Annotated in this window: 22 protein-coding genes and 1 pseudogene; 14 read left to right on the forward strand and 9 right to left on the reverse strand. The window is 61.6% G+C overall.

Annotated features, from left to right (window positions below; genetic code table 11):
• Positions 1–8: 8 nt before the first annotated feature.
• The 3 genes from HALRU_RS15605 to HALRU_RS04790 form a co-directional block, all read right to left on the reverse strand.
• Positions 9–146, reverse strand: coding sequence for a DUF7503 family protein (locus HALRU_RS15605; RefSeq protein ID WP_015300271.1), 138 nt, complete (start codon positions 144–146; stop codon positions 9–11).
• A 165-nt stretch (positions 147–311) separates the two neighbouring features.
• A complete protein-coding gene (locus HALRU_RS04785; protein WP_015300272.1) occupies positions 312–1,244 on the reverse strand; it encodes a DUF368 domain-containing protein in 933 nt (310 codons plus the stop codon).
• A gap of 63 nt (positions 1,245–1,307) precedes the next feature.
• Positions 1,308–4,184, reverse strand: a complete 2,877-nt coding sequence (locus HALRU_RS04790; RefSeq protein WP_015300273.1) for an oligosaccharyl transferase, archaeosortase A system-associated — start codon at positions 4,182–4,184, stop codon at positions 1,308–1,310.
• Between the two features lie 135 nt (positions 4,185–4,319).
• Here HALRU_RS04790 and aglG (HALRU_RS16250) point away from each other — a divergent pair.
• Positions 4,320–5,174 (forward strand): annotated as a pseudogene (aglG, locus tag HALRU_RS16250) (glucosyl-dolichyl phosphate glucuronosyltransferase); the annotation flags it as partial.
• Positions 5,175–5,453: 279 nt separating this feature from the next.
• A complete protein-coding gene (locus HALRU_RS16255; RefSeq protein WP_394294995.1) occupies positions 5,454–6,632 on the forward strand; it encodes a glycosyltransferase family 4 protein in 1,179 nt (392 codons plus the stop codon).
• A 32-nt stretch (positions 6,633–6,664) separates the two neighbouring features.
• On the opposite strand, the gene HALRU_RS04800 is transcribed toward HALRU_RS16255, so the two are convergent.
• On the reverse strand, positions 6,665–8,089 hold the full coding sequence (locus HALRU_RS04800; protein ID WP_015300275.1) for a lipopolysaccharide biosynthesis protein: 1,425 nt from the start codon (positions 8,087–8,089) through the stop codon (positions 6,665–6,667).
• Positions 8,090–8,160: 71 nt separating this feature from the next.
• On the opposite strand from HALRU_RS04800, the gene HALRU_RS04805 reads away from it, so the two are divergent.
• Positions 8,161–8,850, forward strand: coding sequence for an FkbM family methyltransferase (locus HALRU_RS04805; protein ID WP_015300276.1), 690 nt, complete (start codon positions 8,161–8,163; stop codon positions 8,848–8,850).
• Positions 8,851–8,980: 130 nt separating this feature from the next.
• Here HALRU_RS04805 and HALRU_RS04810 read toward each other — a convergent pair whose 3' ends face one another.
• The gene (locus HALRU_RS04810; protein WP_015300277.1) at positions 8,981–10,063 is read right to left on the reverse strand and encodes a glycosyltransferase family 4 protein; all 1,083 of its coding nucleotides are present in this window, start codon (positions 10,061–10,063) and stop codon (positions 8,981–8,983) included.
• Positions 10,064–10,241: 178 nt separating this feature from the next.
• Between HALRU_RS04810 and HALRU_RS04815 the strand changes: the two genes are divergently transcribed.
• The 3 genes from HALRU_RS04815 (at position 10,242) to HALRU_RS04825 (ending at position 12,806) form a co-directional block, all read left to right on the forward strand.
• Positions 10,242–11,063, forward strand: a complete 822-nt coding sequence (locus HALRU_RS04815; RefSeq protein ID WP_015300278.1) for a glycosyltransferase family 2 protein — start codon at positions 10,242–10,244, stop codon at positions 11,061–11,063.
• 101 nt (positions 11,064–11,164) lie between these two features.
• Positions 11,165–11,641 carry a class I SAM-dependent methyltransferase gene (locus HALRU_RS04820; protein ID WP_015300279.1) on the forward strand — a complete coding sequence of 159 codons (477 nt, stop codon included), beginning with the start codon at positions 11,165–11,167 and terminating at the stop codon, positions 11,639–11,641.
• A 148-nt stretch (positions 11,642–11,789) separates the two neighbouring features.
• The gene (locus HALRU_RS04825; protein WP_015300280.1) at positions 11,790–12,806 is read left to right on the forward strand and encodes an alkaline phosphatase family protein; all 1,017 of its coding nucleotides are present in this window, start codon (positions 11,790–11,792) and stop codon (positions 12,804–12,806) included.
• A gap of 133 nt (positions 12,807–12,939) precedes the next feature.
• Here the strand turns inward: HALRU_RS04825 and HALRU_RS04830 are convergent, their stop codons facing one another.
• The gene (locus tag HALRU_RS04830) at positions 12,940–13,446 is read right to left on the reverse strand and encodes a hypothetical protein (protein WP_015300281.1); all 507 of its coding nucleotides are present in this window, start codon (positions 13,444–13,446) and stop codon (positions 12,940–12,942) included.
• Positions 13,447–13,454: 8 nt separating this feature from the next.
• Complete coding sequence (locus tag HALRU_RS04835; protein ID WP_015300282.1) at positions 13,455–14,012, reverse strand: DUF7342 family protein; 558 nt, start codon at positions 14,010–14,012, stop codon at positions 13,455–13,457.
• A 167-nt stretch (positions 14,013–14,179) separates the two neighbouring features.
• Here HALRU_RS04835 and HALRU_RS04840 point away from each other — a divergent pair, with 167 nt between their 5' ends.
• Positions 14,180–15,106: a sulfatase-like hydrolase/transferase gene (locus HALRU_RS04840; protein ID WP_015300283.1), complete on the forward strand. Its 927-nt coding sequence runs from the start codon at positions 14,180–14,182 to the stop codon at positions 15,104–15,106.
• On the opposite strand, the gene HALRU_RS04845 is transcribed toward HALRU_RS04840, so the two are convergent.
• Positions 15,091–16,296, reverse strand: a complete 1,206-nt coding sequence (locus tag HALRU_RS04845) for a CDP-glycerol glycerophosphotransferase family protein (protein WP_015300284.1) — start codon at positions 16,294–16,296, stop codon at positions 15,091–15,093. The two genes, HALRU_RS04840 and HALRU_RS04845, sit on opposite strands and share 16 nt — an antisense overlap.
• Entirely contained in the window at positions 16,297–17,022 is a 726-nt protein-coding gene (locus tag HALRU_RS04850) for a phosphocholine cytidylyltransferase family protein (RefSeq protein ID WP_015300285.1), read from the reverse strand. It abuts the gene before it with no gap.
• A gap of 295 nt (positions 17,023–17,317) precedes the next feature.
• On the opposite strand from HALRU_RS04850, the gene aglG (HALRU_RS04855) reads away from it, so the two are divergent.
• The 7 genes from aglG (HALRU_RS04855) (at position 17,318) to wecB (ending at position 25,075) form a co-directional block, all read left to right on the forward strand.
• Positions 17,318–18,238 carry a glucosyl-dolichyl phosphate glucuronosyltransferase gene (gene aglG, locus HALRU_RS04855; RefSeq protein WP_015300286.1) on the forward strand — a complete coding sequence of 307 codons (921 nt, stop codon included), beginning with the start codon at positions 17,318–17,320 and terminating at the stop codon, positions 18,236–18,238.
• A gap of 399 nt (positions 18,239–18,637) precedes the next feature.
• Positions 18,638–19,903, forward strand: a complete 1,266-nt coding sequence (locus tag HALRU_RS04860) for a glycosyltransferase family 4 protein (protein WP_015300288.1) — start codon at positions 18,638–18,640, stop codon at positions 19,901–19,903.
• 118 nt (positions 19,904–20,021) lie between these two features.
• Positions 20,022–20,606 carry an acyltransferase gene (locus HALRU_RS04865; RefSeq protein WP_015300289.1) on the forward strand — a complete coding sequence of 195 codons (585 nt, stop codon included), beginning with the start codon at positions 20,022–20,024 and terminating at the stop codon, positions 20,604–20,606.
• Complete coding sequence (locus tag HALRU_RS04870; protein ID WP_015300290.1) at positions 20,603–21,685, forward strand: DegT/DnrJ/EryC1/StrS family aminotransferase; 1,083 nt, start codon at positions 20,603–20,605, stop codon at positions 21,683–21,685. Before HALRU_RS04865 ends, HALRU_RS04870 begins: the two co-directional genes overlap by 4 nt.
• Positions 21,685–22,638 (forward strand): Gfo/Idh/MocA family protein, encoded by a 954-nt coding sequence (locus tag HALRU_RS04875; protein WP_015300291.1) that lies wholly within the window; start codon positions 21,685–21,687, stop codon positions 22,636–22,638. Before HALRU_RS04870 ends, HALRU_RS04875 begins: the two co-directional genes overlap by 1 nt.
• A complete protein-coding gene (locus HALRU_RS04880) occupies positions 22,635–23,993 on the forward strand; it encodes a nucleotide sugar dehydrogenase (protein ID WP_015300292.1) in 1,359 nt (452 codons plus the stop codon). The genes HALRU_RS04875 and HALRU_RS04880 overlap by 4 nt, the downstream gene beginning before the upstream one ends.
• A complete protein-coding gene (gene wecB / locus HALRU_RS04885; protein WP_015300293.1) occupies positions 23,990–25,075 on the forward strand; it encodes a non-hydrolyzing UDP-N-acetylglucosamine 2-epimerase in 1,086 nt (361 codons plus the stop codon). Before HALRU_RS04880 ends, wecB begins: the two co-directional genes overlap by 4 nt.
• Positions 25,076–25,125: the final 50 nt, after the last annotated feature.

The following is a 25,125-nucleotide window of genomic DNA, read 5'->3' on the forward strand; positions in this document are numbered from 1 at the left end:
GTTCTCCGTCAGGGGCCGACACCTACTTCCGAAGCCGTGGCTGCTACTGAGCCCGCCTGGCTCATCAGGACCATCGCGGCGAACAGGAATCCGACTAGTCGTGGGTGCGCTTCGACGGCTTCTTTGACCGAATCGGTTGCGGACATTGTACTCGAAAGGATGTCACCAATGGTAATAAAATTTACGTAAGGTTACAGATAAGTTCTCGGGGTAATATATTTTGCGTACTCGTAGCTGCCGGATGTTATGATGTGGATATAGCGAAATAAATACAATTACCCACAGTGGCCGGACCTGGCGGACGCCCGTTGTCAGATTGCGGACGGCGACTCGCCGGTAGCGACCGCGTACCGGTCCACGGCGAGGACGAGTACCGCCCCGACGACGAGTGTCAGCGCTGCGGCGATGGGCGCCGCTGTCGCTGACTCACCGAGGTTCGCCCCGATCTCTCCGAGGGGAATTCCCAGCGAGCCGACCATCAAACTCACCAGAAACGTCATCGTCGCCTCGCGGTAGTGGGTCAGCGCCCGCTCGACGAGGTGTGCCATCGAGAACAGTCCGACGACCGCTCCAGTCACGAACACGGCGACGACCGTCAGCGTCTCCGCCAGACTCACGCCGCTTCCGGTGCCGGTGAGGGCGTCGATCGCATCGCTCAACGTCCCGGTCATGAACTCGTACTGGCCCAGCAAGAGCAAGAGGAAGGATCCGGAGACCCCCGGAAGTACCATCGCACAGATGGCGATCGCGCCCGTCACGAAGACGATCGGCAGCGTGTGTGGCATGCCCGCCCCGGAGAGCGCCGTAATTGCCACCGCCAGTCCGATCCCGAGTCCCGCGACGGCGAATCGCCTCGGCGTTCGGACGTCGACTTCTCCGTAGAGGACGATCGCACTCGCGGCGATCAATCCCGTGAAGAAGCCGTACGTCGGGACCGGATAGGTCGCCGTCAGAAAGTGCATCGCGTTCGCGAGGAGCAAGACGGCCAGGATCGCGCCACTCCCGAGTGTGAGGAGGAAGGGCAGATCCATCGCGAGCAGTTCGATCCGTAGTTTGTGTCGCGTCTCCGCGCGATGGATCGTTCGCACCCGGTGGAGCACCCGTGGGTCGATCGCCGTAATGGCGGCGATCATCCGGTCGTAGACGCCCGCGATCAGGGCGATCGTCCCACCCGAGACGCCTGGGACGGCGTCTGCCATCCCCATCGCGAACCCGGTGAGAAACGTCCGCAGTCGTGTCGCCATTGCCGTGATGGTACAGGTGATGGCCGGAAAAGCGTTCGCTTCGGCCGCGTCGGCTGCGGCCGATCAGGCGCCCGCGACGCGTGCGTCGCCGACGTGTGTGGTCGTGTCGTCGCTCGTCGACGTGCTATCGTCGTCGCTTCCGTCGTTCGCGGGGGCGGTATCGGTGTCGCTGCCGTCACTCCCGCCGTCGTCGCTCTCGTTCCCGCCGTCAGTTTCGTTCCCGCCGCCGATATCAACCTCCTCGAAGCCGCTGACGGAAACCGTCTCGCCCTCGTAGATCGATGGTTCGTCCACGGTCGCGTTCGCCTGATAGAAGTCCTGGCCGGAGCCGACGAAGACTTCGTAGGAGCCGTTCGCTTCCACGGCACTGTCGGTGTAGCCGTCGTCCGGACCGAGTGATTCTTCGGTCGCATACGGGACGGTAACCTCGAAGCTGCCGTCGTCAGCGACCTCCGCGGTCTGGCTGTAGGTGAACGTCCGGCCGGTGTTCGTCTCGAGATCCAGCGTGACGATGGCGCTCGCGTTCGCGGCGTCGACCTGATCGGCCGTGCCCGAGAGCGTTGCTCCCTCGACGCGCTCGAAGCTCTTGACCGTCGATTCCAGCTGGCCTTCGTAGGCGTTGCCAAAGAGCGAGTTTTGCATGTTCGCCTGCTGGATCCGGGCAGCTTGTGACCGGCTCTGGTTCCAGTTGGTTCCCTGATCCAGTCCGGCGAACGGGTTGGGCTGCTGGCCCTGCACGAAGCCGCCGACGTAGGCGTACCGGTCGGACTCGTGGATCAGCCGGTAGTGCTCCAGGCCGTTCGTGTCCTGGAGGTACAGTTTGGCCAGCTGGGTGTTCTCGTACGCCTCACCGGGGACGGGCACCTGCTGGGACTGATTTTGTCCCAGATTGAGTTCCGTCTGGCCGACGTACTCCCCGAGACCCGGACCAGTCCACTGACTGATGGCGTTGAACTTCGTCGAGGCCATCTGGTAGTCGATCATCACGTACGGCATGTCGTTGTCGACGTCGTCCGGTGCGTCGACAGTGACGTTGCCGTTCGCGTCGAGGCGCGGGTCCATCCCCGCGTTGATCGCGTCCAGGACCTCGTTCGCCTTCTCTTCGCTCGGTGCCTGGAGGTACGCCGAGGCGCTTCGGGCGTGTTGCTGGAACGGATTGGCGTGCGGGATGCGTTCACCCTGTGTCGTTATCAGGTGGCCGTAGTCCCACCAGGACATCACGCCGTAAGCGCCGTCTGGGTAGTCGTAGTCCTGATTCGGTGGGATATCGTAGCTCCCGAAGTACTCGAGTTCGTCGTCGTGGCCGGCCCCGTAGAGGTTGCCTGGTTCGGGCGTGTTCTCCTGCATGTACGCGTTCGGCTCCTCCCAGATTGCCGAGTTGTAGTCCTGTCCGGCGTCCTTGCCGACGTCGACGGCCGTCGCGCCCGATATCGCCGGTGCGAACGGGACGAGCACGATCATCAGGACGAGCAGGATCGACAGCACCTGATAGCCCTCGAGCTCGCGGATCGAGTCGACCGGCCGCAGATCGATCAGGTCGATCAGCTGCCCGATGGTGTAGCCCGAGAGGATCGCGACTGGCAGGACGAAGTAGTACCAGAAGCGAACCTGGGTGGCGGCCATACTCGCCAGGAACAGCCCCCACACGATCACGAGGGTGTGCTCGGCGCGGTAGCGCTTGCCGGTGAGCGAACGGGCCGCGACCATGATGAGGCCCAGGATGAAGAGGTACAGCCCCATCCGGAACTCGCTCCACGCCTGGTCGACGAACGAGCCCGGTGGCTGGACCTCCTGCACGGTGAGTCCCGTGTCGGACGTGTTGAGCGGCATCAGCCGGGAGGTGAGGTTGGTGACGAGCGAGTTGTACAGTTCCGGTAGAACGATCGAGAGGACAGCCAGTCCGGCCAGTAGCAGGCCGAGGATCGCGACCGGGTAGAACACGCGGTCGATATCGCGTGCGTCCCACTCACGGGCGAGCCAGGCCATGAAGACACAGCCGACCGCGACGAGGAACGCAACCGATGGCTGGAGCAGTCCAAAGGCAGTGACGCTGCTGAACGAGTAGACGTCGGCCATCACGACCCCGAAGACCGCCGGAACCGCCATACTGATCGCACCGACGAACGCGACGTGATCGGGTGAGACGCCGCGGACGAAATCCAGTGCGAGCTGGACGGCGAAGAAGACGCCGAGGATTCCGAGGAAGACGACGCCCGGCGGCCAGGTCCACAGATAGAGGCTGATCGCGACCCCGGCGAGGGCGGCGTACGTCGCACTCGGTTTGAGCGGGTCGTACTCCTTCGCTTTGACGAGTTCCCAGATCGGCTTGTCGCGCTCGGCCGTCCGCAGGGCGACGATCAGCGCGAGGACGGCCACCGCCATGAACAGCACCTCGGCGACGGTGTGATCGAAGGAGCCAGTCGTCGTCCGACTCGTGAACGAACCCGGCGAGAGCGCCAGAATAGTGACGGCGACGAGGCCGGCGAGGCGGTTGCCGTCAGCCACTTTCGTCGCGATCACGTAGACCGGAATCGCGACGAGCGCGGCGAGGACGGGAACCACGATCAGGGCGGCGAGGTAGATGTCGGACTGGGTGGGGCTGCCGAGGCCGATGATCATCGCGACGGCCGCGACGAGCTGATCGAACAGCGTCCCGAACTGCCCGACGTAGTTCCCGTCGGGGAAGCCGGTGTACACCTCGTACGGCATCGTCCACGGGAAGTTCTCCGTCGTCCATTCCGTCGTTCGCCAGTGATACCAGGAGTCGACACCCGAAAACGCGACTCCCTCTTGATCTCTGAACGCGCCGAAGTTGAGCAGGCGCGTCCACAGCATGAAGACCATGAGGAGGCCAACTGCGGCGAGGTGACCGTAGCGTTCGACGAACGCGACGACGTCCTCGGCCTGGAGGGCTCGGGCGTCTGCAGTCTCGCTACTCATTGGCGTTACGATTCGCTATCGGGTCAATAAGCCTTCTCATACGGAGGCGAACAGCCACAGATTGGCCCCGGTTCGGTCCCGAGGACCGTCTGAGGGAGTCACTAACTACAGTGGACGCCATCGTCGTCGGCGGCGATGCAGGTCTCGGTCGTCGTCTGTACGTACGCGCTCGATAGCTACGAGCACCTTCGGGAGACAGTCGAAAGTATCTTCGACCAGACGTACGACGACGTCGAACTCGTCATCGTCGTCGACGGTGCACCGGCCGTCTACGACCGAATTCTCGCGGAGTCGGGTGAGTGGGACGACGCCGTCGTCCACTGCACGGACGAAAACCGGGGCCTGATCCAAAGCCGGAATCTGGGGGCCGAACTCGCGACCGGTGACGTCGTCGCGTTCATCGACGACGACGCCGTGGCCGACCCCCACTGGGTCGAGCGGTTAGTCGCGGCCTACGAGGACCACGACGCGATCGCCGCGGGCGGACGGATGGCACCGCGCTGGGAGGTCGGGAAGCCAACTGCGCTTCCGCCCGAGTTCTACTGGCTCGTCGGGGTAACCCACGACGGCTTCGCCGACGGCCCTGGCGAGGTTCGGAATACGTTCGGCTCTAATATCTCCTTTCGCCGGGACGTCTTTCTGGCCCTCGGGGGGTTCGACCCGGCTATCGGCGGGCGGAAGGGCGATTCGAACCTACAGGGCGAAGAGGCGGAACTCTGTGCGCGCATGCGCCGACGATACGGCCGTGGCATCTGGTACGATCCCGACGCCGTCGTCGAGCACAAGGTGTTCGAGTACCGAACCGATCCTCGCTGGCTGCTCGGCCGGGCCTTCTGGCAGGGGTACTCGAAACGTGCGATGGCCGTCCTGGTGTCGGACTCGAACGACGAAGAGAGTGAATTCCTCCGGCGCCTCGTCGTCGAATCGATCCCCGACCGAGTTCGGGGAATCGTGGGCGGGCGCGTTCGGCGAAACGCACTGCAGTTGCTCTCACTCTTCGTACTCACGGTCGCCGTCGGTCTCGGCTACCTCTACGGGTTCACGCGCTGGCGGCCACAGTTGTCGGCTTCTGATCGGCGGCAACCTTCGACGCCCGAGCAGCGACAGTCATCGGTGCCCGATCGACGACGGTCGTCGACGTCCGATCGAGGCCAGTCGTCGACATCTGACCGGCAGCGATCAGCGGTATCGGACCGGCGACAGTCAGCGGCTCCCGATCGGCGACAAACGGCGAACACGGCTCACGGTGATACCGGGGAGCAACTTGGCGTGTGTGTCGTAACTCATCCGTTGAGTGATCCGGGCGAAACCGCGACGCGCACGTTACTCGACGTGCTCTCGGTCCACGCGACGGTGTCGTTGATCACTGCGGATCTGCCGGCCGAGTCGACGATGCGGGACCGATACGACGTCGTCGAACTCACCGAGAAAGGGGCCGGCCAGTCGAACGCGGCTGTCGCCGCGGTTCGATTTGTGGCCAACCAACTTCGCATGTGTCGGGAACTCGCCCTGGCCGACGAGGACATCGTCCTGTTCTTCGGCGCGACGTCGTACCTCCTGCCGATCCTCTTTGCCCGTGCGATCGGGAAAACCGTCGCCCTGGAACCCCGGGGCGACGTCCCGCGTTCACTCAGACTGAACTGGGAACGCCAGCTGCCCGCACCCCTGGCTCGCGCGCTCGCGTTGCCGGTACGCGTACTGGAACGGATCGGTTATTCCGCCGCCGACGCTGTCATCGCCTACACGCCCGGTATGGCGCGGGAGTTAGGACTCGAGCGAGACAGCGACACGCTGTTCACGAACGGTGCTCGCTACGTCGACACCGACCGGTTCCGGCCGACGATTCCGTTCGACGAGCGTGATCGAACCGTCGGCTTCGTCGGCCGGCTCGATCAGGAGAAAGGGATTCACACGCTGGTTCAGGTCGCCAGGGAACTCCCTGACGACGTGACGTTTCGGTTCGTCGGCGACGGGGCACTGCGCGAGCAGGTCGAGACGGCGCTGGCCGACGAGATCGAGCGCGGTTCGGTCGTCGTCACCGGGTGGGTCGACCACGACGAGGTTCCGCGGGAGCTGAACGCCCTCCGACTGCTCGTGATGCCGTCGGAACCGACCGAGGGGTTGCCAACGACGATCCTCGAGTCACTCGCGTGTGGGACGCCCGTGTACGCGTCGCCGGTCTCCGGCGTTCCGGACGTCGTCCGCCATGGCGAGACTGGATTGCACATGGACGACCGTGAGAGCCACGTGATCGCGGACACGATCGTCAGTGCGCTCGACGGTGGGCGTCTCCCCCGAATGAGCCAAGACGGGCGGTCGTTGATCGTACGAGAATACGATTTCGACGCAGCCGTCCACCGGTATGGGCAGATCCTGCGTGCACTCGGCGAGGGTGCTGTGAAGAAGCGTGCCGATGGGGACGAACCGTCCCTCGTCGATCGGCAGTGACGCTGGGACACACTGCGACGAACGCGAGCCACTCACGTCAGTGCGAATCGATCCGAGAGCGGGACCAACGCGACTGCCTTTTTTCTCACCCGTGGAGACAGCCCGACGAGGAGCGCGACGTACGTGACGGCACCGGCGACGACGAGTCCGACTGTCGCGTAGTGAGTGGCCGGAGCGACCGACTGCAGGCCGTAAATGACCAGTGCCATCGCGAGTGCGGCGACGAACTGGAGCCCGATTTCGCGGGCTGGAATCGACGGCCGACCGATCAGTCCCGACAGGCCGTAGTACGAGAGAACGGTCAACAGGCAGGCCGAGAGGCCGGTCGCGACCGCGGCGCCGTGCCAGCCGAACGCCCGGATCAGCACGACGTTGAGCGAGAGGTTCGTCAGGACGAAGGCGCCGTTGATCGTGAAGGCGACGTCCGGCCGATCGAGCGCGTTGATGCCGGAGACGAACTGCGAGCCGAACGCGGCGACGCCGCGCGCGGCGATCAGGATTACCAGAATCGTCGCTCCCTGGCTAAACTCGGGACGATAGATGCGCAATAGTCGTGGTCCGAGGATGAGCGCGCCGACGAGGCCAGGAATCACGAAGATACCGGTGAACACCAGCCCCTCGTTCAGGAAGTGATGGATCCGCTCGTGTCGGTCGTCGGTCCCGAGGTCGCTCAGTTCGGGAAAGAGCGTCTGCTGGACGGCGGTACTGATCAGGGTGAGCGTCGACGCCAGCGTCCAGGCGACCTCGTAGATACCGATCAGCGACGAGGCGACGAAGAAGGCGAGCACCGTCGTGTCCATCCAGCCGAACATCTGGGATTGCAAGCTGCCGAGCCACGAGTACCGGCCGTAATCGAACAGGCTGGCCAGCTGGGCTCGTGTCGGCAGCCGCGGCCGGACGTCGAAGAGGGCGAGGCCGAGCATCGCGGCGACGAACAGCGAGATGGCGTGACCGACGACCAGCCCGGCGACCTCGTAGCCGAGCAGGATCACGCCGACCTGTGCGAGCAGCCGCCCCACTCGTTCGACGACGCTCACCCCGCCCGCGAGGGCGACCTTCTTCTGTCCCTTCAGGCTGGCGCTGACCCCGTCGAAGAGGACGTTCGCACTGTAGAGCACGACGATCAAGCCGCTCACCCCGGCTCCCACGTACCGATCGACGTACCCGCCGAACGCGAGCACGAATACCGAGATCGCTCCGGCGACGGCTATCGACAGCCCGAGGCCGCCCCCGACGTAGGCGCCGCGATCGACCCCTTCGCTCACCCGTTTGTTGATCGCGGCCGTGATGCCATTCGTCGGCACCTTTAGCCAGAAGAGGACGGCGACGGCGACCGTGTAGGTGCCGAGTGCCGCGGCACCGAGCAGGCGGGCGATGAAGAACGTCGCCAGAAAGCCCGCGAGCGAGAGGGCGACCTGCGAGGCGAAGTACGCCGCGGCTGTGCGCCCGAAACGCATTTACCACCAGTTATTGACGCTGGCACCTAAAGCATGCCCGACCAACGCGGCGGAAGTGAGAGGATACCCCGATGATCGAGGGCGCCACGGCACTGGCACGACGCCTCTACGACGCGACGCTTCGTCGACGGCTCCCGCGAATACCAGGTGTGTACAACGGCGTCGTTACGCGACGATACTACCTGCTCGACCTGCAGGCTCGACTGTCCGAACCAGACTACAAGGCGACGCTCGTCGACAGCCTGGTGTCGGCGATTGCACCCGGCGATACCGTCGTCGAGATCGGCGGCGGCTACGGCGTCTGTACCGCCAGGGCGGCGATCGCGGTCGGCGACGAGGGCCGCGTCGTGAGTTACGAGGCGAACGCCGCACAGGTGTCCGCCATCGAGGAGGCACTCGAACTGACGGGCGAGGTCCGTGGGGATCGACTGGGCACCCGGGTCGACGTTCGCCAGGCCGTCGTCGGGTCCGACGTGAAGATCTACGGATCGATGGCCGGTGCGTCCCGGATCGATGCGTCCGACCTGCCCACCTGCGACGTCCTCGTGATGGACTGTGAAGGGGCGGAGCGAGCCGTCGTCAGCGATATGGAGATCGACCCCTGGGCCATCGTCGTCGAGTCACACCCTCAGCAGGGCTCCCCGACGGACGTTCTCATACAGACGCTCTCCGACCGCGGATACGCCATCGAGACGAGCCGCGTCACGGTGACCGACGACGGGCCGAAGGACATCGTCTCGGCGACACACGAACCCACATAGTCGTCACGGTGGCACTCATGGCCAGGTAATCGTCACGGCAACGTCACGGCGACGTCCGCGGTTACGGCAACGCCACAGCGATGTCTGCGGTCACGGCATCGTCACGGAGATGCTCACGGTCACGGCATATTCACGGTGACGCCCGCGGTCCTTTGGCACGCACCTCGTCGGAGTCGCTGTCCACGACGAGGCGTTCGTAGATCCTGCGGTGGGTGTCCACTGCGTCGTCGAGCGACAGCGCCATGTCGTCGAACGTCTCGAGGCCACGCGTGACCTGCGCCCGGTATCGGTCGTCGTCGGCGAGGAGCGCGTCGACGGTCTCGCGGATGGCGGCGACGTTCCTGTCCGCCCACACGTACGTTCCGCGGGCCTCGAACAGGTCCCGGACGATCCCGTCGGCGGTCGTCACGACGGGCGTTCCACAGGCGATCGATTCGAGACCGACGTTGGAGGTTACGTCCTCTTTTCGGGGGATGACCGTCACGTACGCGGCGTTGTAGTAGTCGGGAAGCGCGTCGTTCGAAACGAAGCCGTCGTACCGGAGGTCCTCACGCCCTTCGAACGTGGATCGGAGCGGGCCGTCGCCCGCGACGACGACCGTCTTCTCGGTATCGGTATCGCTTCCGTATTCGCGAGCCAGTTCGGACACGAGGTGGGCGCCCTGGGGTTCGCTCAGTTCCCCGACGTAGAGGAGGACGTTCGTCTCCGGATCGAGCCCGAGGTTGCGTCTGGTCGTTCGAATGCTGTCGTCATCGTACGGCCGAAAGACGTCGCGGTCGATCGTCGCCGTACACACCGCGGTTTCGTAGCCGTACCGATCCCAACGGCGCATCGATTCGTGGGTCTTGATCTTCAGGTCGATCCCGATCGCTCGGCCGAGCAAGCCGTGTCTGAGCGTCGACTGGATCCCCGGTCCAACACCCCCGACCAGCGGCCCGCGGTAGCCGAGTCGGACGAACGCCGCCTGGTAGACGTTGATCGGCACGTGAACGAGATCCATGTCGGCGAAGTGGTGGCGAACCTTTTGGGCGGCGTCGAGTGGGTGACGAACGTCGACGGGGACGACCGTGGCGGCGCTATCGACCTTTTCCGGTTCGCCCGTGAGAACGACGACGTCGACCGGCGTCTCGGCGGCGATCGCGTTGATCACGTCGCGGGCACGCGTCGCCGGGCCGGTCCCGGAGAGGTGATAGCAGAAGTACCCCACTCGCATACGACGACACTCCACGGATCGGCGGAAAAAGTACGGCGTCCGTTTGCCAGCTACGCTTCGTGCTGGCTTCCTGCGACGAGAATTCGCGTGCCGAAAGGCGTCGTTACCACTCCTGACCGCGGCGACGAACCCGGTACGAGATCCCTAATTATGCGGCTCGGTCCCCTGGATCCGAGGGATGCTCTCCGACGGGATCGAGGTCGCGATGCCGACGGCTGAATCGGCCGGCGTCCTCGGCGGGACGCTTCGCGCACTGGCGACGAGCAGCGACACCTCGAACGTCCCGATAACGCGGCTCGTGATCGTCGACGACGAAAGCGACGACGAGACAGCAGAGATCGCCGCAGCCAGGGCGGACGAGTACGGCTGGGACCTCCGGTTTATCGCGCGACCGACCACACTCCCCGAGGCCCGCGAACTCGCGGTCGCCACTGTCGAGTCCGACTGGTTCCTGTTTCTCGACGACGACGTCCGGCTGTCGGCGACGTATCTCGCCCGGCTTCGGGACGCGGTCAGTCCGGCCGTCGGCGCCGTCCAGGGGCGGAAGCTGTCGCGAGACGAACGTAATTCAGACTGGGTCAGACGGCGGGCCCGCCGCGGGGGGACCCACGCCACGCTGTGTCGCCACGCTGCCGTCGCGGGCGTCTCGTTCCCGCCGGATCTCGTGGTCCTCGAAGACGAGTACCTCCGTCGCCACGTTGAAGACGGCGGCTATCTCTGGGTGTTCAACCACCAGGCGCGATTCGACCACGCCGCACAGGATCGCCATCCGATCGGGTGGCGAGAGGGCGTCCTCGCCGGCAAGTACGGACTCAAACCGTTCCACGAGTGTGCGCTGAACGTTCCCTTCGCAGCCGTCTCTGGACGCGATCCGATTCCACACGCGAAGCGAGCGGCCGGCTGGGTCGCGGGGCGACTGCGCGACAGCGGTGAGCCTCGCAGTCCGGGCGATCGATCGACGACCGAACCGACGTCTATCGAGGTGACGCATGAGAAGTAGCGATGGTGTGGCGGTCGTCGTGGCCGGTGTTCGGTGGGGTGTGAAGTCGTTCGTAACTACAATCGCTCGCGATATCCACGTCGGCCCGGCGGTGATCCACCGTGGCTGCTGAGACCGCGCCGACGGTGCTCGACGTGGGCTGCGGGGCGAACAAACGCGACCCGGGCGCGATCGGTCTCGACCTGCGGGCGTATGCGGACGTGGACGTAGTGGCCGACCTGGACTCCGCGACCGGATTGCCCTTCGAGGCGAACCGATTCGACGAGGTGCTGGCCTACTCCGTCCTCGAACACGTTCGCGACCTGCCGCAGACGATGGCGGAGTTACACCGAATCGCGACCCCAGGCGGGACGATTCGAGGGAAGGTTCCCCACTGGCGCGACCGGAACGCCTACGTCGACCCGACGCACGAACAGCTGTTCGACGAACGAACGTTCGACTTCTGGGATCCGACGACGGAACACGGGGCGATGGAGTACTTCGACGTCGAGTTTCGCGTGCGTCGCGCCCGACGAATCCGTCGGGTCCAGTTCTGGAAATCCCGGCCGATCGCGTTCGAACTCGAGGTGGTGAAGTGACGGGCACGGCGATGATGTGGGACGAGACGCTACCCTTGTGCGGCGAGGTGTCCGTGACAGCGAGGCGGTGTGGAGAGACGATCAGGACGGCGAAGCAGAACTGTGAGGCGATCGTGACACCGAGGCGGTGTGGCGAGGTGAGGCCACGATGACGACCGTCGTCCTCGGGTGGGACGGACTGGACCACCAACTCGCGACCGCGTGGGAACTGGCCGAGGCCTTCGGGCCACACCACCGGTCGATCGAGACGTTCGACAATCCCGTGCTCGAGAAGCCCCACACCTACGAGCTGTGGCCGTCGATCGTCACCGGCGTCGGGCCTGACGAACACGGGGTTCACGCCGCGACTGCCGAGGGCGGGACTGATTGGGAGAGCGACTGGGTCTCGCTCGCGGCCCGCTTCTCGGCCGGCCTCGTTCCCGAACGGATCCGGACCGAGGTCGGGCGACGACTTCGCAATCGCGGCGCGACGCTCGATTTCAAACCGGCGTCGTACTACCGCGACCGCGGGATCGAGACGATTTTCGACGGTCGTCGCTCGTTGGCGCTCGCGGTGCCGAACTACCGCACGGCGGCGGACGACCGCCTCGACGTCGTCTTCGATCGCGGCGCGCAGTTAGGCGAGTTCCTGCACATCGAAGAAGGTGCAGACGGTGGGAGTCGGCATCGGCCCAAAATTCCGGTGGCGTCGCTCGAAGAGCGCCTCGCGGCGGAGACGACGAAGAAACTCGGGGCGATCGAGGCCGCGATGCAGCGCGAGTACGATCTCGTCTTCGTCTGGCTGGGCTTTCTGGATACGATCGGCCACCTCGCGCCTGCCGTCGACGAGACGGGCTGGCAGCATCGCTGGTATCGGCAGGCCGCCCGGTGGACGAACGGGGTTCGTGAACAGCTGGGGGCGGACGACGTCCTCGTGTGTGTCTCGGATCACGGGTTGCGGTCCGGCCAGCACACCCACGACGCGTTCCTCGGAGCCACAGACGAACGAGTCCTGGAGGGGACCGATTCGGTGCTGGACGTCGCCGACGCGATCGATCGTGTGACGCCGCGGCGAGAGGCGACGACGTCACCGCCAGTAGCGGATCGGTGGCGGGTCGAGGGGGACGGGGACGTCGAATCGGCCGCGGCGATTCGGGATCGACTGGAGGATCTGGGATATCTGTGACGTGATCGCATCATTCCGCAACGTGCTGCGGACAGTAGTGCTCCCTCTCCCTGAGATACCGCCGGAGTGCCTCGACAGTGGGTGTGGGTCTCACTCTCACGTACGCCGATCCAACGCTCCGAAGCTCTTCGATTCACCAAAGCCGGCGATCAGGAATACGTGGCTGGTCGGTTTTCCAGGAGACGGCGTCGACGAGTTCCACGAGGCGATCGATTCGCTGGTCAAACACGTTCAACGGGTGTGTATCGAGAAACGCCGCTGGCGCTCGCTGTACTGTCTCTCCCTGATAATCGAGTTGGAGATGACATTCGCCGAGATCCATATGGGTGTCATCTTGATGCCAACCCAGCATGAACTCGCGTTCCGCCTCAACCCACTGTATCTTGTAGAAATCGTACGGACGACTCGACGGAAAATCAAACGAGATCTGGAGTTCGGCTTCCGCAACTGGGTACGCGGTTTCGAGGAACCGTGGTGCGCTGATCGTTGCTCTGACGCCGACCTTGTTTCCGGCGGACGTGTGATACCAGACCTGCTCGATGGGCGCGTCTTCCGTCGTGACCTGTGTCTGGAGCCAGTTGTGAAGGCGGGTGAGGAGTTGGCGCGTATCGAGATTTGCTCGGTTTGCGAGGAAAATCATCGACAAATCTACTGCGAGACCGGCATCGAGGAGTTCGACGAGCCGTTCCGCCCGGGGTACAGTGACCGGGCGTCGTCGTACAGCTCTAATGCGTGCTTGAGCAGTCGTTTGTTGTCCTCGTAGCGCTCCCATTTTCGAAGGGTCGTGTTGCGCTCCCGAACGTCCGCTCCGGACAGGCCATCATCGGTGAGCGATGATTCGAGCGCGTCTCGTGATTCGACATCGAAATCAGCTTTCCACTCGTCGATTCGCTCTTGAATGATGGCGATCTCCTCGCGGAGTTCTTCACGCGTGTGGTCGTTGATTAGCTCGGTGACCTCGTTGAAGTACCGGAGTTGGTAGTTTGGTGCGTACTTCGTGTTCCCGTCGTCGCCTTCGATGGCGTGGACCTGCCCGAATTCGGCCAGCATCTCCAACTCGTCTTTCGCGGTTTGCCACGCGGAAATCTGCGCTTGCGCTCGCACCCACTCGACGGAACGAGGCTGGGTGAGCGTCGTCGCGATTTCTCTGACGCACTCACGAGCAGATAAGTCGTCAGTCCACGATTCGAGGCCGTGGTCGGTCATACGCGATAGTACCCGTCCCGATCTATTATATCTTGGGACAGATCTCACCCATACGAGATATAACTTATATGATGGTATTGTGCGTCCCACCCAGCGCCGCCACGTATGTGAACAGCATCCGCTAAACGGTCCCAAAGCTATTCGAGTTCGGTCGTTGGAGCGGTCGTATGACGTTCGACGACTGGGTCGGGAGTACCCGCCGTCGCGCGCGGACGGACGGCGTCCGACCGGCCCTCCGCGAGGCGGCGGCCGAACTATATTGGGGTGGTCTTCGGCGGCTCGACCGACTCTGGACCGTGGCGCCGACAGTGTACGAGCGGGACTGGGCCGTCCTGATCGTGCTCGACGGCTGTCGGTACGACCTTATGGCCGAGATCGCGGACGAGTACGCGTTTCTTGACGCGCCCGGTCGAATCGCTTCGCCGGCGAGTCAGTCGCGCGAGTGGATCGCACAGACGTTTACGGCCGATCACCGGGCTGCGATGGCCGGGACGGCGTACGTCTCGGCCAACCCCTACACCGACGCGCTCTCTCCGGCGGATTTCCTGTTGCTCGACGAGGTCTGGCGCTCCGTGTGGGACGACGAACTGGGTACCGTCCCCGCCCGTCCGGTGACCGATCGGGCGATCGACGCGGCGCGGAGGCACGACCCCGATCGTTTGCTCGTTCACTACATGCAACCGCACTTTCCCTCCGTTCCCGATCCCGCGATCGAATCGCCGTATCGTCGTGGTGATCCGGGGTGGCAACCCGGCCACGTCTGGAGTCAACTCGAAGCGGGTGCGGTCACTCGAGAGCGCGTGTGGCGGGCGTACCGCGAGAACCTCCGGTACGTCCTGGACGAGGTGGCCCTCCTGCTCGAAAACGTCGACGGTACGCGCGTCGCGATCACGGCGGACCACGGCAACGCCGTCGGCGAGTGGGGCGCCTACGGGCACCCACCGCGCATGCCGCTGCCGAGTCTGCACCTCGTCCCCTGGTACGAGACGATGGCGATCGATCGAGGGACACACGAACCCGCCCAGTACACGGATCGCGAGACGGACCTCGCGGTGACCGAAAAGCTCCGTGAGTTGGGTTACCTCGGCGAGTGACCCACCGGTGTCTCGATGCGTTCGACGCGCGTTTGGCTGGGTTCTGTGGCGTACCTTCGGACGCGTTCTGCGGCGTGACCGTCGGCGTGGTCGAACACGAGATTGCGGATCCGCTCGCGCTCGTCGGCGTCCGCGTCCGGGTTCGTTCGGAGTGAGTCGAGCGCGTCGAGTAGTTCGTCGAACGTCGCCGCCACGGGGCCGGGCGTGACGTCGTCGTAATCGAGGTAAAAGCCGCTCTCGTCGGCGTACCTGTCGCGATCGAAGGCGTAGAAGGCGACCGGGCGATCAGTGAGCAGGTAGTCGACGTAGATCGACGAGTAGCCCGTCACCAGTGTGTCGACGTGTCGGAGCGCGGGATAGAGGTCGAATTCGGGCGGGAGGACGTGGATGCGGTCGAATGCATCCGGGTCGAGGGCTGGCTCGTCGAACGGGTGGAACTTCATCAGCATTGCCGCATCGCGTTCGGCGAGGAACGCGTCCAGGGCCGCGAAGTCGATGTGGCCGGCGGGCGACCGTCCGTTCTCGCGGTACGTCGGGACGTAGGCGTACGTCCACGCGGCGTCCAGTTCGGCGACCTCGTCGTGGACGTCGGCGGGCTGGCAGATTCGCTCGCCCGGAATTTGGCGGAAGAGTGCGTCGTTCCGCGGGTAACCCGTCACGGGACAGTCGGCGTCCGTCCGAAAGGCGTCCGCGACGTACGATTGCAATCGGGCGGCCGTGACGGTGATAGCGTCGAACTGTCGGTACGTGTACAGCGTCGCGAGTCGATCGACGAGCGAGCGGTCGGCGAACCGCGGCGCGTCGGCACCGATCCGTTTCAGCGGGACGCCGTGCCAGAGCTGGATCACTCGCGCGCCGCCGGTCGGCCACAGGGGAACGCCCGTCAGGCTCCCGGTGATGAAGACGGTCCCCGCGCGAAGGAGGGTGTTCGTCCCCTGGCGAGTACCGACCTGGTGGGCATCGAATCCGTATTTGCGCAGTTCGCGGACGGTCTCCTCGTTCTTCGAGAGCCAGACCGCCCGAACGTCTTTCCGGGTCGCGACGTGCAAGAAGAGGTACTTGGCGTTCCCCTCGAATCCCTCACCGCCGCGACAGCCGAATGCCCACAGCGAGTCGTCGCGCGGGACGGCATGTGCGAGCCGGTGGGCCGCCAGCGACAGCGCACTCCGGGCGAGTCGCTGGAGGACCACTCAGGCCTCCCCCCAGAGCTGGCGGCCGGCACGTAGATCCTCCCGGTCGTCGATCTCGATCCAGCGGTCCCGGACGGTGACGACGCCGAGCGGTCGGTCGGCGACCAGGCGATCGAAGGCGGCCTCGTACCACTCGTCGGTTCGGCCGGTCTCGACGAGGTCGTCCAGCTGGCGAACCAGTGCGTCGGCGTCTTCGGGCCCGAACTTGCAGAGGCCGATGTACTCGCCGTCTGCGTCGGGGAGATCCTTTCCCACGGCGGTGACGCGCCCGTCTTCGATCGCGACCTTCATCTCTTCGCCGTTCAGCGAATCTTTCGCATCGACGACCAGTACCGAGTCGTCTACGTCGCGGAGTCGCTCGAGGCAGTCTGCAGGAAACAGCGTATCGCCGTTGACGAGCGTGAATCCCTCTCGAATGCGGTCGCGAGCCAGCCACAGCGAGTAGCTGTTGTTGGTCTCGCGGTAGGCGTCGCTGTGGACGCACTCGACGTCGAGGCCGTTCGTCTCCTCGCAATACGCCCGGATCTGCGCGGCCTCGTGGCCGGTGACGATCGTGACTCGCTCGTAGTTCGCGGCCGTGAATCGATCGAGAATGTGACCCAGGATTGGCTGCCCGTCGACCTCGAGGAGGGCCTTGGGTGTGTCGTCGGTCAGCGGCTGCAACCGCCGGCCCATCCCCGCGGCGAGGACGACTGCGTGGTCGTCGCCGGTCTCGGTCTCGCTCATTCTCGGAGCCGTCCACGACGGCGCTCAAAAGCGTACTGGCGCGTTTCGGAGTAAGGGGCGCTTACGCGTGAGATTTGGGTCTTTTGGTGGGCAGTCTGACGTGGTAGTCTGTGGTCGCTGTTTCGTTATTTGTATCCGAGCTGGGCGAGTCGATCATCGACGACGTCAGAGACGTCGGTCGCCTCGTCCGTTCCGCCAGGCCATGGCGGCAGTGCGTCCCGGATCGACGTGAGTTGTTCGTGGGACGTCGGCCGAATGTGAACGCTTTTCCAGTCCCACTTCGATGATCCGCTCGATGGATGTCTCGGTCGTCGTCTGTACGTACTCGCTCGATCGGTACGCGGATTTTCGCGAGTGCGTCGAGAGTATTCGTTCGCAGACGTACGATCCGATCGAGGTCGTCCTCGTTGTCGACGGGAACGAGCGAACGTTCGATCGCCTCCGGGACGAGTTCGGTGGTCTGGAGGAAACGATCCTGCACTGTAACGAGACGAATCTCGGGGTGTCCGCCAGTCGGACCGAGGGTGCCAGGCTGGCTTCGGGTGATATCGTCGCGTTCATCGACGACGACGCGGTCGCCGATCCCGAGTGGGTCGAGACGCTCGTCGAAACGTACGAGGCGACCGACGCCCTCGCCGTCGGCGGTCGGATGACGGGTCGGTGGCTCGCCGGCCGGCCGTGGTACCTCCCCGAGGAATTCGACTGGATCGTCGGGGTTACCCACCGCGGCTTTGCCGAGGCTGGTGAGGAGGTTCGCAACACGTTCGAGTCGAACATCTCGTTTACCCGTGACGTCTTTCTCGAACTCGGAGGATTCAATCCGGAACTGGGTCCGGACGCAGAGTCCTATGGCCACGGTGAGGGTGCCGAAATCGGGCTCCGACTGCAACGGCGGTTCGATCGGGGAATCGTCTACGAGCCGGATGCCGTCGTCGAGCACAAGGTGTTCGAGCACCGGACGGCGTTGCGATGGATCCTCGCACGCGCCTTCGAACAGGGGCGGTCGAAACGGATGTTGGCAGCCGAAGGGGAATCGACGGCGACGGAAGTGGGATTTCTCCGTGAGCTGTTCTTCCAGCACGTCCCACGAAGAGTCTCGGAGCTGTTTCGATCGCCCTCGCTCTCGACGTTCGGTGAAACGCTTATGCTCTTCGTCCTCACCGCCGCCGTTGGGCTGGGATACGGATTACCGGCCCCGTCGTTCGGGTGGCGGTAGACTGGAATAAGTAAAATCTCCGGCTGAACCGTCACCAGATCGCCGCAAACGAATTTTGGAACTGTTCGTAGAGATTGTCCGAGTGGATTACTCCCCGAGGTGAGGTCAAATGTGTTAGAAATCCCACGCTCTGTTCGTCGATTCTATCTTGGCATTCAAGATTCACTAATTGGGTTGCCCATCCAGACATGGGATACGTGAATCAACAAGGTAAGGTGTCTCGACTTCAGAGGCGGCAGTAATGAACGAGCTGGATGCAGAGTCTGAGACGACGAAACCCAGTGGTTTCCTCCCCTCCTGTTCGGGCTCAAGCCTTGCCAGCCATTGCATCCTCGTCGATTTGAAGTACCCGTATGCAGATATGCCATCCGGACATACAATTCACATCCACTAATTTCCATGAATGACGATATTCGCAACTCCATACTGTATATCACTCATCATTACCCTCCCGAAACTGGTGCTGGTGCCACCCGAGCCGATGAACTCTCGAAGCGGTGGGCTACCTCCGGTGACGATGTTACTATTCTCACTTCTGTCCCTCACTATCCAGAGGGCACTGTCGACTCAGCATATACAAACGGATGGATTCAGCGAGAAAACCGAGGGGATGTCTCTGCCGTTTATTTAAAGACGTTCGGAGTTTCGCCGGACGATTCCTTCATCAAGCGGGGGTTGGAGGCCATTTGGTTCGCCGTATTCAGCACACTCGTAGGACTCTGGTTAGGTCGATTTGACACCGTACTGGCGACCTGCCCGCAACCCCTAACCGGACTTAGTGGATGGGTCATATCGAGTGTTCGTCGTTCGACGTTCATTTACGAAGTCCGAGACTTGTGGCCTGAATCTCTCGTTGCGACAGGTTCTGATCCAGGTCATCCTGCAATACGGACTCTCGATGCTACTACCAATTTCATCTATAGACGGGCTGATGCGATAGTGGTCGTTGCTGAAGGAATGACCGACGTGGTCGTCTCAGCTGGCGCGCACCATGACGACGTGTACGTCCATCGGAACGGGATCGATCCATCCTTTTTCGAGGGCCAACAGTCTGATGTTGCGGTATGTGAAGGAGATGTTGAACTTTCTGAGGCATTTGTTGTTTCGTATATCGGAACTGTTGGAGCAGCCCAGGGAATCGATGTCCTGCTAGACGTCGCTGAGCAACTCGAGTCAGCCGAAGAACACGACGATATCGTTTTTGCACTCGTCGGGTTTGGCGATCAATACGACACATTACGACGTGAGGCCACTGAGAGGAATCTTGCCAATATGATTTTCTACGGCAAGCGGCCCAAAGCAGAGGTACCTGCCTTTTTGGAGGTGACAGATGTCTCCTTCGTTCATCTTCTAAAACGTGACCTCTTTGAGTATGCAATTCCCTCGAAAATATTTGAGGCGATGGTCGCCGGAAATCCGATTGTTCTGGGTGTCCAGGGGGAAGCTGCACGGATTGTTAGTGATGCGGAGGCAGGCATTCCAGTAACTCCGGAAGATCCGGATGCCATCCGGGAAGCAATACTCGAACTGTACGAAGATCAAGATGAAAGAGAGGCTCGCGGGTCGAACGGTGCCAGCTATGTTCTGAACCACTTCACATGGGATGCTATCAGCGATGCATACAGAGAGACGATCAATACTGTGATGGTAAATAACCGTAGATGAGATCGGTAACTTGTGGTTTGCTCTACCTGATTCTACGGGACTTTTGAACCCTGCTAGCTTCTCACGTCCGTGTGTAACGAGTGATTGATTGACCTGGAGTTCAAAATACGGGTAATTGATGGTAAGGACTGAACAAGGCGACAATTGTCACGTAGACGCTGACGTTACTCTGGGTTACGAATACGACGACAACACTGGTGCGACAACACTTGGTGATGACGTCGTTGTCCGTGCTGGAAGTATCGTCTACGGTGACGTCGCGCTCGGAGACGGCGTTCAGACCGGTCACGATGTTCTGATTCGTGAGCAAACGACGGTGGGTGCGGAAACTATCGTTGGAACGAAAACAGTCATCGATGGGCGATCTTCGATCGGGTCGAATGTGAGTCTTCAAACTGGTGTCTACGTTCCGTCGGAGACGTCGATTGGGGATAATGTCTTCGTCGGGCCTCGGGCGGTTTTGACGAATGACCCTTATCCCGTTAGGAAGGATGTCTCCCTCGAAGGCCCGACTTTGGAATCATCTGTCTCCGTCGGAGCGAACGCAACAATTCTGCCTGGCGTAACAATCGGTGAACGATCGTTCGTGGCAGCAGGTGCGGTCGTGACGGAAGATGTTCCACCGGACACCCTGGCGATCGGGGCCCCTGCCCAGTTCGAATCGCTCCCAGAACAACTCGTCGGAACGAACAATTTAGTATGATACCGATCGCAAATCCGGATGTCGGACGCGAGGAACTGGACCTGGTAGAATCAGTCTTCGAAAGCGGGATGCTCGCCGACGGTCCTGAGGTACGCCGCTTCGAAACTGAATTTGCAGAACTCTGTGACTCGACGCATGCGGTTGCCACCTCGAATGGGACGACTGCACTACACACGGCGATGGTTGCGCTTGGCCTCGGTCCTGGTGACACTGTTCTTACGACTCCGTTCTCTTTCGTAGCAAGCGCGAATGCGATTCGGCTCGCTGGTGCCACACCGATCTTTGCAGATATCGATCCGGAGACCTATACGTTGGATCCCGATTCCGTCCGGTCAGTACTCGCAGATCGCGATGTCGACGCCATTCTTGCCGTTCACCTCTATGGTCTCCCGGCAAAAATCGACGAACTCGCTACTATCGCGGACGAACACGATATCACCTTGATCGAGGATGCTGCGCAGGCTCATGGTGCCTCGTACAATGGCCGTCCGGTTGGTACATTTGGTGATGCCGCGTGTTTCTCTTTCTACCCGACGAAAAATATGACGACCGGAGAAGGCGGAATTATCGTTACGGACCTCGAAGAGGTCGCCGAACAGGCTGCTACCTTCATCAACCACGGACGTTCTGACACGTATGCCCACGATCAACTCGGCCATAACTTCCGTATGACGAGTGTTGCGGCGGCGATCGGTCGAGCCCAACTCGAAAAGCTGGCTGAGTTTACGGACCGTCGTCGACAGAACGCGGCGGAGTTGACGGAAGCGCTTTCAGACTCTGCTGTGGTTACGCCGGTTGAACCCTCCGGAACGAAGCACGTCTACCATCAGTATACGATTCGGTACGAAGACAGGGACGGGTTGCAGGATCATTTAGACGACGTGGGTGTTGGAACCGGAGTATACTATCCGACCTGTATCCACAACCAGCCAGTATACGATGCAGTTACTCACTCTGCGCCAGTTGCAGAAAAAGCTGCATCGGAGGTTCTTTCGTTGCCAGTTCATCCAGGTCTCTCTGCCGATGATCTATCGACCATTAGCGATGCCGTCTTGGACTATGTGCGAGGTGATTGTTGATGACGGTCCGAACGGGTGTCATCGGTGTTGGGAGCATGGGTCGCCACCATGCACGCATCTACGACCAAATGCTGAATGTCGAATTAATCGGTGTTACAGATGTCGATACCGAGGCGGCCAAGGAGGTTGCTGACCAGCGTGATACGGCTGTTTTCGACCGGGGCGAGTTACTCGATCGGGTTGACGCTGTCTCGATTGCGGTCCCGACGCCTTTTCATTACGAGATTGCGCGTGAGTGTATCGACGCTGGTGTCGATGTACTTGTCGAAAAACCATTCGTGGCGGAGCCAGAACGAGGAGAATTACTGGTTGAGCGTGCTGCGGCCAATGACGTCCTCCTTCAGGTCGGCCACGTAGAGCGATTCAACCCCGCCGTCGTCGCTCTCCGCGAGGTTATACAGGATCTTGACGTTATTTCGCTCGACGCTCGACGGCTCGGTCCGACTCCTGACCGTCAGATTGACGATTCGGTTGTCATGGATCTCATGATTCACGATCTTGACATCGTGAACTCGATCGTTGGAGGGGAACCCGGTGACGTATCTGTTGCGGGATCTCGGGCGGGCAAGCACGCGACGACAACGATCACATTTCCTGACGAAACGATCGCTACTCTTACAGCCAGTCGCGTCACCCAGGAGAAAATCCGCCAGCTCACGATTACCGCCGAGGAGTGCTACGTGAAGGTAGATTACCTCGATCAAAGTATCGATATTCACCGCCAGTCCGTTCCGGAGTACGTCGTTACGAATGGGGATGTTAGGTTCCGTCATGAGAGCATCGTGGAACGGCCAGTTGTCGACAACACTGAACCATTGAAAAACGAACTCTCCTCGTTTACCGATGCGGTTCGAACTCGATCCCAACCAGTCGTCACTGGAGAAGACGGATTACGAGCGGTATTCCTCGCACGAAACGTAGATGAACGAGCGTTCCCAGACCGTTATGCATGAAACTGTATGATATCTCCCGGCCCTTTGAGGATCGAGTCGAGGCGTTCCGTAGCGGCAGTGTACCAGTTGCCGTGTACGGTCTTGGAAAGATGGGGCTTCCGCTTGCTGCAGTGTATGCGGACACCTGTCACAACGTGATTGGAGCAGATGTGGATGAGTCGGTCGTTGAAACGATCAACGAAGGAAGATCTCATGTCAAACGCGAGCCTGGACTCTCCGACCTCGTTTCTGCGGTAGTCACGGACGGTTCGCTACGAGCGACGTCTGATCCCCAATCTGCAGCGGCAGACGCCACCGTCCACGTCGTTATTGTTCCGACGCTGGTCGACGCACAGAACGAGCCAGATCTTTCTGTACTCCAATCAGTTGCAAGAGATATAGCAAGTGGATTAGAAGCCGGGGATATTGTAATCCTTGAGTCGACGGTTCCACCGCGCACATGTGCTGACGTTCTTGAACCGTTGCTCGTCGAGGCAAGTGGACTCGACGCACAGGAGTTCGGCCTTGCGTTCTGCCCGGAACGGACGGCAAGCGGGCGAGCACTCGAAGACATCCGGGGTGCCTATCAGAAAATAGTTGGAGGTATCGACCGAGAAAGTACTGACTTGGCTCGAATGATTTACGAGGAAATAAACGACGCGGGGGTTATCGCTGTTTCCGACACGACGACTGCAGAAGCGGTCAAAGTCTTCGAAGGAGTCTACCGGGACGTCAATATTGCACTGGCTAACGAACTGGGGACCTTCGCCGATGATCTCGACATCGACGTAACAGAGGCGATCGAGGCGGCTAACACGTTGCCATACTGTAATCTACACACTCCCGGGGCCGGTGTGGGCGGTCACTGCATCCCGTACTATCCACACTTCATGATCGGACAGTTCGAATCGTCCTCGCCGCTGATGGAGACGGCCCGTTCGGTAAACGACAGTATGCCCGCCTTCACCGTTGACAAACTCCTTAAGGGCCTCAACGAACAGGGGACGACCCTATCGGATGCGACGGTCGTCGTCCTCGGTCTCACGTACCGCGCAGGCGTAGAGGAGATTCGCCACGCCCCCTCGCTTCCGATCGTCGATCGACTGGTAGATCAATGTGCGTCCGTCTACGTCGTCGATCCAATACTGGAAGACTTTTCGGCCTTTGATGGCTCGAAGCCAATCTCTCGGGACGAGATCTACGATGTCGATCCTGATGCTGCCGTTCTCGTCACTGCCCACGAAGAGTTCGATGGAATCGACTGGGAACAGTTCCAAGATCAGCTCGTCGTCGTCGATGGTCGTCAGGCCCTGGATATCGATGGGACGGATCACTGGGTCTATACTATCGGAGCCGGTTGGATAGAACAAGAATGAAAGTGCTTACCGTCGTCGGGGCACGCCCACAGTTCATCAAGGCCTTCGTGGTTTCACGTGCTCTCAAGCCCGAGCACGAGGAAGTGCTTGTACATACAGGACAACACTACGACGAAGAACTTTCAGATGTCTTTTTCGACGAACTGGGAATGGACGAGCCGGCGTACAACCTCGGAGTTGGATCCGGATCACACGGCCAACAGACGGGAGAGATGACGGCCGAACTCGAATCAGTGATGATACAAGAGTCACCTGACGTGGTTTTGCTCTACGGCGATACGAATTCGACACTGGCCGGTGCGATCGCCGCATCCAAACTCGACGTCCGGGTGGCCCACGTCGAGGCAGGACTCCGGAGTCACAATCGGGATATGCCGGAGGAAACGAATCGAATTCTGACGGACCACGCATCTGATGTGCTCTTTGCACCGAGCGAATCTGCCGTCGATCAGCTCGAGTCAGAAGGAATCACTGACTCGGTCTACAATGTGGGTGACGTCATGTACGATTCACTCCTGTGGGCACGTGATCGGGCTCGTGACATGTCTGACGTCCTCTCGCGACTCGACCTTATCGAGGGCAAATACGTACTCAGTACTGTCCACCGGGCTGGGAACACCGACGACCCTGGTCGGTTAGAATCGATCGTTCGCGGACTCGCGGCGGCCCCATATCCGGTCGTTTTGCCGGCCCACCCTCGGACAGTGGATCGACTGAAAGCACACAGTCTCTGGGAGTTAGCAACGAGTGAGTTACAGGTCGTAGATCCCGTTGGCTACCTCGACTTCGTTCGCCTCATGGACGGATCTGTACAGATTGCAACCGACTCGGGAGGCATTCAAAAAGAGGCCTTCTATCTGGATACGCCCTGTGTCACACTCCGTGACGATACGGAATGGACCGAAACGGTGGAAGCTGGTTGGAACGTTCTCGTCGGGGCGGATCAATCGCTCATTGCTGAAACGCTTCAGACACCTGATTCACCAGAATCGAAGCCAAATCCATACGGAGATGGGGAAGCGGGTACACATATCGTCGATGTCCTGGAGACGTTGATCGTCGATAATAGAGCTCAGGTCTAATATTGTTCCTTCATCTTTCGATGCACGAATTCGGTTACTGATGTCAACTT

The sequence above is a fragment of the Halovivax ruber XH-70 genome (assembly GCF_000328525.1).
GTDB lineage: Archaea > Halobacteriota > Halobacteria > Halobacteriales > Natrialbaceae > Halovivax > Halovivax ruber.

Excerpts from the sequence above, each read along its gene's own strand:
- HALRU_RS15605 (WP_015300271.1), bottom strand. The coding sequence starts at position 146 with ATGTCCGCAACCGATTCGGTCAAAGAAGCCGTCGAAGCGCACCCACGA.
- HALRU_RS04785 (WP_015300272.1), bottom strand. The coding sequence starts at position 1,244 with ATGGCGACACGACTGCGGACGTTTCTCACCGGGTTCGCGATGGGGATG.
- HALRU_RS04790 (WP_015300273.1), bottom strand. The coding sequence starts at position 4,184 with ATGAGTAGCGAGACTGCAGACGCCCGAGCCCTCCAGGCCGAGGACGTC.
- HALRU_RS04800 (WP_015300275.1), bottom strand. The coding sequence starts at position 8,089 with ATGCGTTTCGGGCGCACAGCCGCGGCGTACTTCGCCTCGCAGGTCGCC.
- HALRU_RS04805 (WP_015300276.1), top strand. The coding sequence starts at position 8,161 with ATGATCGAGGGCGCCACGGCACTGGCACGACGCCTCTACGACGCGACG.
- HALRU_RS04810 (WP_015300277.1), bottom strand. The coding sequence starts at position 10,063 with ATGCGAGTGGGGTACTTCTGCTATCACCTCTCCGGGACCGGCCCGGCG.
- HALRU_RS04815 (WP_015300278.1), top strand. The coding sequence starts at position 10,242 with ATGCTCTCCGACGGGATCGAGGTCGCGATGCCGACGGCTGAATCGGCC.
- HALRU_RS04825 (WP_015300280.1), top strand. The coding sequence starts at position 11,790 with ATGACGACCGTCGTCCTCGGGTGGGACGGACTGGACCACCAACTCGCG.
- HALRU_RS04830 (WP_015300281.1), bottom strand. The coding sequence starts at position 13,446 with ATGATTTTCCTCGCAAACCGAGCAAATCTCGATACGCGCCAACTCCTC.
- HALRU_RS04835 (WP_015300282.1), bottom strand. The coding sequence starts at position 14,012 with ATGACCGACCACGGCCTCGAATCGTGGACTGACGACTTATCTGCTCGT.
- HALRU_RS04840 (WP_015300283.1), top strand. The coding sequence starts at position 14,180 with ATGACGTTCGACGACTGGGTCGGGAGTACCCGCCGTCGCGCGCGGACG.
- HALRU_RS04850 (WP_015300285.1), bottom strand. The coding sequence starts at position 17,022 with ATGAGCGAGACCGAGACCGGCGACGACCACGCAGTCGTCCTCGCCGCG.
- aglG (WP_015300286.1), top strand. The coding sequence starts at position 17,318 with ATGGATGTCTCGGTCGTCGTCTGTACGTACTCGCTCGATCGGTACGCG.
- HALRU_RS04860 (WP_015300288.1), top strand. The coding sequence starts at position 18,638 with ATGAATGACGATATTCGCAACTCCATACTGTATATCACTCATCATTAC.
- HALRU_RS04865 (WP_015300289.1), top strand. The coding sequence starts at position 20,022 with ATGGTAAGGACTGAACAAGGCGACAATTGTCACGTAGACGCTGACGTT.
- HALRU_RS04870 (WP_015300290.1), top strand. The coding sequence starts at position 20,603 with ATGATACCGATCGCAAATCCGGATGTCGGACGCGAGGAACTGGACCTG.
- HALRU_RS04875 (WP_015300291.1), top strand. The coding sequence starts at position 21,685 with ATGACGGTCCGAACGGGTGTCATCGGTGTTGGGAGCATGGGTCGCCAC.
- HALRU_RS04880 (WP_015300292.1), top strand. The coding sequence starts at position 22,635 with ATGAAACTGTATGATATCTCCCGGCCCTTTGAGGATCGAGTCGAGGCG.
- wecB (WP_015300293.1), top strand. The coding sequence starts at position 23,990 with ATGAAAGTGCTTACCGTCGTCGGGGCACGCCCACAGTTCATCAAGGCC.